The sequence below is a fragment of the Phocaeicola vulgatus ATCC 8482 genome (assembly GCF_000012825.1).
Classification (GTDB): Bacteria; Bacteroidota; Bacteroidia; order Bacteroidales; family Bacteroidaceae; genus Phocaeicola; species Phocaeicola vulgatus.
Window position 1 is genome coordinate 616,838 of sequence record NC_009614.1, and the last position, 11,379, is coordinate 628,216.

The 11,379-nt window shown below is 34.6% G+C and carries 12 protein-coding genes; all 12 read left to right on the forward strand.

All coding sequences use genetic code 11. The features are described 5' to 3' along the window. Positions 1 to 47: 47 nt before the first annotated feature. The 12 genes from BVU_RS02205 to BVU_RS02255 all read left to right on the forward strand — a co-directional run bounded on the left by BVU_RS02205 (position 48) and on the right by BVU_RS02255 (position 11,176). Positions 48 to 1,724, forward strand: coding sequence for a recombinase family protein (locus tag BVU_RS02205; RefSeq protein ID WP_011964745.1), 1,677 nt, complete (start codon positions 48 to 50; stop codon positions 1,722 to 1,724). A 59-nt stretch (positions 1,725 to 1,783) separates the two neighbouring features. Next, entirely contained in the window at positions 1,784 to 2,800 is a 1,017-nt protein-coding gene (locus BVU_RS02210; protein WP_011964746.1) for a hypothetical protein, read from the forward strand. Between the two features lie 219 nt (positions 2,801 to 3,019). Continuing rightward, positions 3,020 to 3,925, forward strand: a complete 906-nt coding sequence (locus tag BVU_RS02215; protein WP_105093526.1) for a hypothetical protein — start codon at positions 3,020 to 3,022, stop codon at positions 3,923 to 3,925. A gap of 16 nt (positions 3,926 to 3,941) precedes the next feature. Then, entirely contained in the window at positions 3,942 to 4,262 is a 321-nt protein-coding gene (locus BVU_RS02220; RefSeq protein ID WP_011964748.1) for a hypothetical protein, read from the forward strand. Continuing rightward, on the forward strand, positions 4,259 to 4,705 hold the full coding sequence (locus BVU_RS02225; RefSeq protein WP_011964749.1) for a hypothetical protein: 447 nt from the start codon (positions 4,259 to 4,261) through the stop codon (positions 4,703 to 4,705). Before BVU_RS02220 ends, BVU_RS02225 begins: the two co-directional genes overlap by 4 nt. Positions 4,706 to 5,208: 503 nt before the next feature. Further along, the gene (locus BVU_RS02230) at positions 5,209 to 5,391 is read left to right on the forward strand and encodes a hypothetical protein (RefSeq protein WP_005837375.1); all 183 of its coding nucleotides are present in this window, start codon (positions 5,209 to 5,211) and stop codon (positions 5,389 to 5,391) included. Between the two features lie 305 nt (positions 5,392 to 5,696). After that, positions 5,697 to 5,882 carry a hypothetical protein gene (locus tag BVU_RS21195; protein WP_008770063.1) on the forward strand — a complete coding sequence of 62 codons (186 nt, stop codon included), beginning with the start codon at positions 5,697 to 5,699 and terminating at the stop codon, positions 5,880 to 5,882. Positions 5,883 to 5,931: 49 nt separating this feature from the next. Continuing rightward, a complete protein-coding gene (locus BVU_RS02235; RefSeq protein WP_011964750.1) occupies positions 5,932 to 6,750 on the forward strand; it encodes a helix-turn-helix transcriptional regulator in 819 nt (272 codons plus the stop codon). 201 nt (positions 6,751 to 6,951) lie between these two features. Next, positions 6,952 to 7,968: a DUF3871 family protein gene (locus tag BVU_RS02240; RefSeq protein WP_011964751.1), complete on the forward strand. Its 1,017-nt coding sequence runs from the start codon at positions 6,952 to 6,954 to the stop codon at positions 7,966 to 7,968. Between the two features lie 309 nt (positions 7,969 to 8,277). Next, positions 8,278 to 8,865: a tyrosine-type recombinase/integrase gene (locus BVU_RS02245; RefSeq protein ID WP_011964752.1), complete on the forward strand. Its 588-nt coding sequence runs from the start codon at positions 8,278 to 8,280 to the stop codon at positions 8,863 to 8,865. Positions 8,866 to 9,572: 707 nt separating this feature from the next. Further along, positions 9,573 to 10,325 carry a hypothetical protein gene (locus BVU_RS02250; protein ID WP_041174507.1) on the forward strand — a complete coding sequence of 251 codons (753 nt, stop codon included), beginning with the start codon at positions 9,573 to 9,575 and terminating at the stop codon, positions 10,323 to 10,325. 50 nt (positions 10,326 to 10,375) lie between these two features. Beyond that, positions 10,376 to 11,176 (forward strand): DUF4595 domain-containing protein, encoded by an 801-nt coding sequence (locus tag BVU_RS02255; RefSeq protein WP_011964754.1) that lies wholly within the window; start codon positions 10,376 to 10,378, stop codon positions 11,174 to 11,176. The last annotated feature ends 203 nt before the right edge of the window (positions 11,177 to 11,379 follow it).

The following is an 11,379-nucleotide window of genomic DNA, read 5'->3' on the forward strand; positions in this document are numbered from 1 at the left end:
TGCTATTGAAAATACTCTTTATCTTTGCATCAAAGATAAGATAAACAATGAAAAGAGTTATAGGTTATATTCGTGTTTCTACTGATAATCAAGACCTTGAAAGGCAAAGGGTGTTGATTAGAAAGTATTGTGAGAATAAGGGGTACTCTCTGTTAAGAATAGAAGAAGACTATGCCATATCTGGAACAGTCAGCAACAGAAACGGATTGAACAGTATTCTAAACATTACCAATAGCGTTGCTGACATGGTAGTAGTTAGTGAGTTGTCTAGACTGTCACGTCAAGATGATATATTTGAAACTTTGACACAGATTCACACAATCATTAGAAACGTGGATTTAGTAATACTAGACGAACCAGACAAGGTATATGAAGCTGGAAAAACTATCATTCTTTCTGACTTTTTAATGCTTGCAATCAAAGCCTATGGAGCAGCGGATGAAAGAAAGAAAATAGTAAGCCGTATGACTACAGGTAAAGACAGTAAAGTACAAGCGTTTCCGTTAATGCTTACAGACAGTAATATACCAACTGGCTTTAAGGCAGTGCCCAATCCGAATTATATAAAGGGAGCAACCCCCAAAATGTTATTGGTGGAAGATGAGGAACGTATGCAGTTAGTCAGAGATATATTTAACTATGTGGCAAACGGTCTTTCTCTAGGAAAAACAGCAGAAAAACTGAATATGCTTGGATATAGGACAGCAAGAAACAAACCGTTCTATGAACAGTCTATCAGAACAATTATAAATGATTCCATTTATAACGGTGTCAGATATTGGAAAGGCATGAAACTGGAACTTCCCGTAAAATTCATATCAGATGAAATCTGGAATCTGGCACACAAGAAAGTGCAGGAGAACAAGAATTATAGCGGTGAGGCACAAAAACATTATAACCCGTTGAAAGGCATTATCAAGTGTCCTTGTGGGCAAACCTCAATGTATGGCAGAACCTCATCCTGCATTACCTACAGATGTCTTGACAGAATAAAGATGGGAATAAAAAGCCCATGCACCAATGTTGGCATAAAGGCTGAAACTTTAATATATGCGGTGTGGAAAGATGTCAGACTTAGAACTCTGGATGAAACTTACCAAGCCAAGAGCAATGAGAAAATTGCAGAAATAGAAGCTGAAAATATAAAACTGACACAAAGCATAAAAGAAAAGGATTCTGAAATAGCCAAACTACAGTCTGATTTGAAAACAGTCATAGATAATGTTATGGCTTCCACCAATATAACAATAGTCAAGGCATTGAATGGCAAGGCGGATTCAATAGACAGCCAGATAAAGAGTATAGAAGCGGAAAAGACAGCCATTGATGAAGAAATTGCATCCAATAACAGAAGAATAGCGGATGAAATAAAGAGCCAGTCAAGAAAAGAACTTGACAGCCTTTCTCTGGAGGGCAAGGGAGAAATGTTCAGAGAATTACTTAGTAAAGTAGTTTATTATTCCGTTTCTTTAAATAGCGGATTCATAGTCATTACTTACAAGAATGACTTGGAAACTATCATAGCGTATCATAATAGGAACAAACCATTTTTATGGGCACTTCCTATAACTTTCAGATTCAACAAGGTAAAACGGACTGTAATAGTTCCAACTTTACCAGAGCAACCTAAAATGACTTCTTTTGTCTTGGAACGTATCAAAGAGAAAGAATACACATTTAAACAGTTGCAGGAAAGTTTCAATCTGGAAGAATATAAAATATAAAAGTCTGTATTCTACAAACTTTTCTGTTATTTTGCAGTAGAACTAATAATGAATGTACCATGCTAGAAGAAAAACTATATCAGATAGAGGAACTTTCAGATTTGAAAGTTAATTGGACTGAAAGCTACAAATGTCTGGATGAGCCACTATTAGAATATGTGTGGGAAGTAGCCAACCACTTTCTACCAGATTATGAAGAAACAGATAAGGGAATGATACCAATAGAATCTACAGCACCTGCTATATTTGCCAACAGATATGCGGAAAGAAACTTGTCCGTTGAAGAAAGATACGAGAGAAACAAAGAAATGAACACTTTCAAAGGAACTTTGGAAGAATACAAAAAACGGGAATACAGAAATCTGGATGATTCTTTCAAAGAGAAGTTTCTAACTAATGAAGATTTACAGAATACCATTGAAGCATATAAGCTAGATGTTAGCAAGTTTTGGTATCTACTTCTGTTCGTATATGACTTTATAGAGGATATTGGTACAAACGCACCTGCATTAAATAAGTCCGTATTAGAAGATTTTAGCTATTTTCATGCCAATCTATTGGAAGCTACAAGTATCACCTTAAAGAAGAACAACAAGAAAAGCTATGTTGTTGAAAGAGAGGACACAATTAGAATCATTCAAGCAGCCTTGCAGCATTTTATCAATACATACAGTGATATTATACATAGTGAACAAGACAGAGAAACCATGATTAAACAATTAAAGAACATAGGTTTGGGTGGATTTATCAGAAATGACTTATCGTCAAAAATCAGCTTTACGGACAAGTTCAGTCTTGACATATCTTATAAGAAATGGAAGTTTACGGATATGTTTCTGTTCTTTATTGAAAGAAGAAAGGCTACCACCATACCCAATAAAAGGGTAAAGGTATCTAAAGACAAGATGATGCTTGTTTCAAGGCTTATCTATACAGTGGGCTATGATGGCAAGAGATATAATGAAGAATACGATTCGGAGGGCAACAAGAACAGAATGTTATCCAATCTCCTTAGAAGATACAAGAACGAGAAATTTCCGTCTGTCATAGCTAATAACTACATGGTAGTCTCATAAACGACATACATACAACCATAGCAGGAATGCGTACTGAAAGGATTTCCCTTTTTGGTACGCATTTTTTTTGCGTACTGGAATGGGCACGTTTTCTACACACATGGGCATTAGGCAAAATGCTTTGTCTATGGGAATTTCCACTCTACTTTTGCATCATCAAAAAAATAATAACGGCGTGCCAGAAGCCAATATAAATCCGCAGGGCAGCGGTAATAAATTATGAGAAACGAAATTATGACATTAACAGAATTAACTAAGAATGGTGTAAAAGTAGCAAGATTGGCAGGTAACAGAGATTTGAATGAAAAGGCAGTCAAGGCTAAAATGAAATCAATGAGGGAATACGGTCAGCTAGTTCCTGCAATCATTGTGGACGCTTCCACTGCAATTAAAGACGGTTTGAAAGTGGTTGATTTTACCACTGGTGAAGAAATCAAGGATGGAAATAACTATGTTGTTCTATTGGATGCCAACCACCGTTACAGTGCCCATTTAAGACTTCTGGAAGAGAATAAAAAGATTGAGCCGGAAAAGCAGTACGAAAGAGAGTTCTATTTCATGTATTCTTTGAATCCGTCTGTTAGCATTGAAAAGACATTGGCGGAAATCAACATTGCCACTACCCCATGGAAAGGTGCGGATTATGTAAAGGGTGTGAAAATGATGGTTGAAGAGGATTTGCCGACATTGGACTTTGTGTCTGATTTGACTACTATGGGCTATTCTCTGGATGCGGCTTCCAAGTGGGCTACATTTGGCAGTAAGATAAGCAAGGCAGTTCTTGTCAGGGCTATCAGCGGCAATATTGATGAAGTGCTTAGAAAATCAAACACCATCAGTAGAGGGAGAACACTTGTTGAAGCCGCCAGAAAATCATTCAGTGCGGAGTTTTTGAAGAGCCGTACACTCATTGACTGGATTATTGGCAAGTATGAAGATACGGATGATAGCGAAAAAAGTACGTTCACTAACAATATGAACCACTTTCTAGCTAATGTTCAACGTGAAAATACGGAGAAGATAGAAAAAGCTAAAGGTACAAGAGGTGGAAAACCAAAGGAAACTATCATTTATGAAGAACTGAACATTCTTTGGAAAAAACACATGGAAGAGAACTATAATTAATCAAATAAATATAAATATGGGAAAGAATGAATTTACAAAGCTATTTACTTTTTTGGAGAAGTATGGCATAAACTTTAATGAGTATATGTTGGCAAAGATGTTGGCTTGGGCACAAACCAAGCAAAATGCAGAAGTGGTAAATGAATACTTTTCAATGAGAGTGTGCTGTCGTGGGTTTACCATTCAGTCATTGCAAGGTCTTAAAGATGCAAAACTAATAAATGAATCATACGAAATGCCAAAGGCAGGAAGCGTTTTTGAGCCTTGCGGTGTTCCTCTGGATAGAGATTTTATGCAAGATATAGTTAATAATAACTTTAAACATTTTGAATTATGAGTACAAGAGGTTGTATCATTGAATTAAAGAAAGATGTATGTAAAGTTGGTTACTTACATTATGGCGCAAACTTCGCTTCCAAATTGATACACTATGGAATGCTTGGTTTGACTTTTACAGAAGATGTTCTGAAAACGGATATAGAGATGGAACAGAAAGAGGGAGTGGTGGGAGTATTTTATCAAGAAACCAATGATGCCGGAATAATTGAAAGGCTGTTCAGATATGACACTAGTGTGATAAATATAGATGCGGAGATATTTATATTTATTGAAAAGAGAGGAAATGATTCTTTTGATGTGACAATAAAAAGAACTATGGACGTTGAAGAAGAAGATACAGAGGAAGAGTGGGCTAAAGTTCCAGAAAAGCTCAAGGTACTGCTACTTGAAAACAGAAAAGAAGAAACGAAGTTCATTAGAACTTGTGTCGGAATAGATTAGACACAATGAAATAAGAAAGCCAGTTTAATATTAATTTGACTGGCTTTTTGCATTATATTGTTTGAATCAGTATTCCACTGGTTCACAAGGGCAGCAGGATAACTGACTGCCTTTTTTTATTGCCGTTTTTCATCTACTAGGCAAGTTATATAGCACCTACTTCGATATATCCGCTAGTCGCTAATATACAGTTGTTTAACTATCTATTCCGAATATCACATATCCGTAAATAGCCATAAATATAAACTATTGTCAAAAGAACTACATAAAGTCACTATTCTTGTCTGTTAGCTTATTGACAGAAGAAAATAACGGCAATATGGAGATAAAGGTAAGCTGGCTATAGAAAGTGCCCCTTTGATTAGGTACACTGCCCAGAGGTGAGTATAATCGTACATAGATAAAAAGATTGGAATTACCACGAGCAGAGGCATAACCAGAACTGCCCAGAGTAATTCAAGCACTATAGATTTTACAGTATATAATGAAACTAACATTGAATCATGGAGTATTACACGTTTGAACAATTAAAAGAAATGGCTTTCAAGGATGGCATTACCGGCAATAAGGTAGCTGTTGGTATATGGGCAAAGATGAACGGCTTTCTAAAGAAAAAGAAGCAGATAAACAAGCGTAGAATTACATTCTACTTTAAACTGGATGATTGGCAACCTCATAATGTATGACTGCAAAGCCTTTCTGTAAGGCAGCATCAAAAACGGTACATAATACCTATTTCGGCATACATGGTTAGCCAGATAACACAAGAAAGTAAATTACAGATGTTTTTTAAAGATAATCTTAGTGAAGTGGTACTAAGGAAAAATGAACCGTAGTCTATGGGAAATTTGACACCAAGTATAGGGGAAAAATGATACTCTATACATTACTACAATACTAACATTACAACTTAGATAATTCAGTGCTTCGCACTTCATTATCAAATTTCTAGCTTTCGTAGATAAGTAACTAATAACAAAAACGTAACATTATGATGATATACAACAACAGACTGTTCAATACCAGAAAGGAATTGAAACGGTATCTAGGTGGAACACGTAAATACAACAAGGCTCTGAAAAACGGAGAGATTTATAACATATATCAAGAAGAATCAAATAACCAACCGTTTGCGCACAATGGAACAACAATATACGACACTGACAAAAGACATTAATAATGTAGATAATAAGGATGCCATAGTATATGCCTATATAAAGTCAAGGATGAATTATAAAACTTCCATTGCAGATAATGTTACGGAAAAGGAGATTTCCGAAAAACTAGGCATATCATTAAGCACTGTAAAAAGAAGCGTTTCAAGGCTAAAGAATAATAAGAATCTTATTGATAAAGTGATAAGTAACAATGTAATAGCAGAAGGAAGCTACAAGACGTACAATAAATATCATGTGGCAAAATGTAATGAAGACTTCTTTTATATTTATAACAGTTTCTTTAATGATGATATGAACATTGCAAAAGCCAGTGAGAGAATTAAGATAAAGAACTTCTTGCTTAAATTAAAGGCAATATGCAAAAAGGAAACGAACAAGTATATAAGTGAAAGTCCGTATATGGATGGGCTTAACAAAGCGGAACTGTCTAAGAAACTGGGCATTATTGATACAAAGACATTAAATAAATATCTGGAAATGGCAGTCAATGCAGGACAGATAAAATATATAACTAATGGTTTGCTGATATTGAACAAGTCCATTATTCCAGATTTTAAGAAAGATGATACAGATACAAGAATCTATCATATTATTTATGACTGGTGCATTGATAACGATGTTGTTCCACCAGACAGAAACGATGAAATAAAAATAATGGAAGATGGCAGTGTCAGAAGAAAAAACAGCTTACTTCTTGAAATAGCAGGAAAGCTAGGTTATATGAAAGATGAAGAAATTAGGAGTTTGCTAACTAATAGAATAACTTCCGAAGAAATAACTTTGGAATATATAGCTAAAGTGCTGAATATAAAAAATAAAAAGAAGAAGGAAGAAATAGAGTGGCCACCCATCATCATGCTTGACTAAACTAGCTAATCACCTATATTCAGTTTAGCTAAAAGTCAAGAGAGCAGATATATAAAGTACTTAGTACAGAAAGCCCCCTCCCCATTCAGCCAGTAACCTTAAATATATAAGAGTGCCTGCCTTTACGGACTACGTGCCCCTTAGTCCCCCCTCTGTATATTGATATAAAAAGAATTATTAATCATTTAAACTTTTATCAATATGAATAATTTAGTTATCATGCCAACAGAGAACAGAGAGAGAATGAATTTAGGTGAGTTTGCAGAAGAAGCAACCATTATTGAAGAAACTGCAATATCTAACAAGTCTTTACATTTCATAGAGGCAAACACACAAGAAGTTTCTTTAAGTCACTTGAAAAATGACTGCATTACTCCAGTGTTTGCCAAAGACAATGAGCTTACAGTAAACCATGCTGCATTTATTGAAACTGTTTGGGAAGCTGCAAACTCCTACTACAATGGTGAGGCTATTGGAACACCCAATATTCGTGTTAGTCATGTGATTAAGGGGCGCATTCCGGAAGCGATACATAAGCCAGCCAATCAGTTGTTAGAATCTGACAAAACTATCTATTATGAGAGGGCAGCTTTCAGTATTGACATTCCTACAATCTATGAAACGGTTGAGGGTAACAAGTTGAACCTTTCAATAGTAGGGGTTAGAGCCTATAACCAAATGAATCTGTATTCAAAGAAAGTTCCAGAGTTGTTTAGGTTGGCAATAGGCTTTAAAAACCAAGTTTGTTGCAATATGTGCATATTTACAGATGGTTACAAGGATGATTTAAGAGTGAGCAATACAAGTGAACTTTACCGTTCTGCCTTAGAGTTGTTCAACAACTACAATCCTGCCAAACATCTGTATCTGATGCAACAGTTGGGCAATACTTCCATGAGTGAGCATCAATTTGCACAAATATTGGGTAAAATGAGACTTTATCAGTGTTTGCCCAATGGTTACCAAAAGAGACTGCCAAGAATGTTATTAACTGATACACAGATTAACAGTGTTGCAAAAGCCTACATTAATGATGAGAACTTTGGCAGCTTTGGAAATGACTTGAATATGTGGAAATTTTATAATTTGCTCACTGGAGCAAATAAAAGTTCATATATTGATAGTTTCTTAGACCGCTCTTTAAATGCTACTGAAATGGCAGTTGGAATTAATGCAGCCTTGCATGGGGATGAGCATTACAAATGGTTTATTGACTAATTAATGAGAGGACATCTATTTATTAGGTGTCCTTTCTTTTTTAACAACTTAAAAATACTACAGAATGGAAGATAATGGAAAACTAGTACTATGGGGTACATTGGTAGTTCTACTACTAATAATAATTGGTATTATCAATCCTTTTTTGCTGATACTGATTATTGCAATCTTTACTTATCTGCAATCATAAATACTCACTAATATACAAAGTGAATGTTTTGCTATAAATCAACACATTAGCTAATTAGCTAGTATGTTGGTAATGGTGAAACATTCACTTTTATTTATTTACATATAAAACAGAACATTATGAGTTTAAAGTATTCAAGCACTACAGCAGATTATCTAGTTTGGTCTGATGCTATGAATTTAATAAGGAAATTGGCTAAAGATGGTAATTACAAAATTTCACTTCTTATAGCTTTGGGTTGTTTCACAGGATTGAGAATATCAGATATTTTAGCTTTGAGATGGAAACAGATATTAAATACCAGTGAATTTACAGTAATAGAGAAAAAGACAAATAAGGTGAGAACTATTAGGATAAATGCCCAACTTGGGCAGCACATTAAAGAATGCTATGAACAGATAAAGCCTATAGGAATTAACTCACCTATTTTAGTGAGCCAAAAAGGAACTGTTTTCACTATCCAGAGAATCAATGTGATACTAAAAGAGGTGAAAAAGAAGTATAAATTAAAGATTAAGAACTTTAGCTGTCATTCACTTAGAAAGACTTTTGGCAGACAAGTTTATAATATGAACAGTGACAATTCAGAACTAGCCTTAGTCAAACTGATGGAACTGTTTAATCATTCCAGTGTAACTATAACTAAAAGATACTTAGGTTTAAGGCAGGAAGAACTGTTAAATACTTATGACTGCCTAAGTTTCTAATCTGTTGGAATGTGACAAAGTTTGAAATTTCTGAGCTATTTACAGAGATAGAAAGTTTTGTCACATTCTGATAGTCCTATGCAAACCAGTTCCGAAATGAAGTGGGAACCGTCTTTTTAAAAAGGCATGGTACGGCTTGTAGTTTATGGTATGTGCGATTTGTGGGAACTACTAATAAAGTTTGAATGGTTATATCAATCTGCAATATTAGCTATAATCTTTCTAGCTAACAGTAAGTATGAGTTCCGTCTTATATGCCCACTTCTAATTTTTATACTGCAATGAAGTTACAACTAAAAGAAACTGATACTAGCTAATTATCTATTACAGATATGTTTTGGAACACTTGGAACTGCATTTATCAGCGTTTTATCTTTAGCTATTCAAAACCTTTCATTAACTTTGCAGCAATTTCAGAGGTCTTAATGCGTTAAGACACTGGAAGGACATATTTTAGTAAAGGGCGTTTAGCAAAGTTATCCTTCACTTGAATCTGGACAATTCTTGACTGTGGGTAATGAGCAAGAAGCGTCCGCGTCTATGGTATTTTATATCCTAGCTATAGGAATATCATATCATTAGGCGTGGACTTTGCTTATTATACAGTCAAGGCAGTCCAGAGCCTAAGTGGAATAATAAGTTAAAGTTTCCACGCCTTATTTTTATCCGCTTCTGTCTGGAAACTGGGAAGCATGGATTTAAACAAGATGAAAGCCTACTTATTGGATATTCCTAACAAATACCACAGATTCAGTAAGAATCTGGATGTTAAGGCTATTCTATGTAATAAGTCTTGGTTGGTATTTAATGATTCTGGAGATAAGGAGTTATATATCTTTCAAGAAAACGGTTCTCTCATTACTTCTGTAAATGGTAGTGTTATAAATGCTACATGGCAATATATTTCTGCCAATAATTCCTTAGTGATTTCTTTCAAAGAACAATCTTATATGCTTCATCCATCATTCAAGGATGATGTTACATTTGTTTTACAGCTAGACGGAACAGAAAAATTTGCCTTTATGATAGAAGAAAGCCAAAGCAATTCTTTTCATCCAAAATCACTAAAAGAACTTACTGCCTATTTTGAAAACAAAGAACGTAGAAATATAGAAGAAAGGCAACAAGAAAAAAGATTCTTATTGCAACAGCAAGAAACTAGGCAAAAAGAAATAAGAGAATTTCAGATAGACCAGAAAAGACGAAGAAAAGAGGAAGAACGAGAAGAAGAAATTTTGAAGAATTGTAACTATTACTTGAAATTCAGCATAATTGCAGGGAGTATATTCGTAATATATACAGTTCTGTTTATTATTTATTATCCTCCAACACAGAACCTTAGAAGTTTTATAGATATGCTTTTTACATTCTGTTCTCCAATATTATTTTTCAGTGTCATTGCAATAATAATTGATATTAGATTAAGAAGCAGAATACTTAGACGCTATAACCAAAGATAAATATCCAGTGATTTAATCAACATAATTAATAACTTAAATATCAAACAGAAATGAAAACTTTTAGATTAATTGGAATGGCTTTACTAGCCATAGTCATGTGTGTGAATTTCACTTCTTGCAGTGATGATGAAGAACCTAGTAAAAATGATGATGGTGTTATCACCAATCAAAAGCTACTTATTGAATTAAGAATGACAAACGAAGATGGGGTATCTATTACTGAATATTCCTACGGTAGTAATGGTAAGCTAATATCAGCTACAAACACAGAACAATACGATGGTAGCACACACACCAGTACTTATACAGTCACTTGGGGAGCAAACAAAATCATTGAAAGCAGAAATGGAGAGGCAATCACATATACATTAGAAAATGGATTGATAACACATACTTCTGATAGTGACGGAGGAGATTTGGATAATACAGACTTTACTTATAATGCAAACAATCAGCTAGTAAAATTGCAATATGATGAAGAGGACTATCTGTCTTACACATGGCAAGGTGAAAAATTAACTAAAATGGCATGGAGCTTTAGCGATGAAGATATTCACGAATTGTCTTATAGTGGAAAAACTTGTAAAGGCTATCTCCCGATAATGGTATGGAGTGTGGATGATTTGCGTCCGTTATTGGAAGCACATCCCGAATTGGCAGGAATGAGATGCAACCAACTTCCAGACAAAATATATAGCAAAGATGAAATTGACGAAACTACAGAGCAATATACCTATACATTTGATAAAGACGGATATGTGGAAAGCTGTACTGAAGTATCTACTTACAAACGCCTAGATAATAATGAAACAAGAACAGAAACTACAATTTATACTTTCACATGGGAATAGTCTAGTGAAACTGTAACTAATGCAAAAAGCCAGCCTATCCAATTACGGATAAGTTGGCTTTTTCAGTTCTGAACACTTAATCATTAACATCTTTTCTTGGACTTCATTATAGGAACAAGTCCAATAGTAGAGAAATAGTTCCGCATTATCTCTCTGTTACCAATTGGTTTCTTTATTAATTTCTTCATAGCTATAAATTTTAG

Coding starts and splice junctions, on each gene's coding strand:
- BVU_RS02205 (WP_011964745.1), top strand. CDS start 48: ATGAAAAGAGTTATAGGTTATATTCGTGTTTCTACTGATAATCAAGAC.
- BVU_RS02225 (WP_011964749.1), top strand. CDS start 4,259: ATGAGTACAAGAGGTTGTATCATTGAATTAAAGAAAGATGTATGTAAA.
- BVU_RS02235 (WP_011964750.1), top strand. CDS start 5,932: ATGAATTATAAAACTTCCATTGCAGATAATGTTACGGAAAAGGAGATT.
- BVU_RS02240 (WP_011964751.1), top strand. CDS start 6,952: ATGAATAATTTAGTTATCATGCCAACAGAGAACAGAGAGAGAATGAAT.
- BVU_RS02220 (WP_011964748.1), top strand. CDS start 3,942: ATGGGAAAGAATGAATTTACAAAGCTATTTACTTTTTTGGAGAAGTAT.
- BVU_RS02210 (WP_011964746.1), top strand. CDS start 1,784: ATGCTAGAAGAAAAACTATATCAGATAGAGGAACTTTCAGATTTGAAA.
- BVU_RS02255 (WP_011964754.1), top strand. CDS start 10,376: ATGAAAACTTTTAGATTAATTGGAATGGCTTTACTAGCCATAGTCATG.
- BVU_RS02215 (WP_105093526.1), top strand. CDS start 3,020: ATGAGAAACGAAATTATGACATTAACAGAATTAACTAAGAATGGTGTA.
- BVU_RS02245 (WP_011964752.1), top strand. CDS start 8,278: ATGAGTTTAAAGTATTCAAGCACTACAGCAGATTATCTAGTTTGGTCT.
- BVU_RS21195 (WP_008770063.1), top strand. CDS start 5,697: ATGATGATATACAACAACAGACTGTTCAATACCAGAAAGGAATTGAAA.
- BVU_RS02230 (WP_005837375.1), top strand. CDS start 5,209: ATGGAGTATTACACGTTTGAACAATTAAAAGAAATGGCTTTCAAGGAT.
- BVU_RS02250 (WP_041174507.1), top strand. CDS start 9,573: ATGAAAGCCTACTTATTGGATATTCCTAACAAATACCACAGATTCAGT.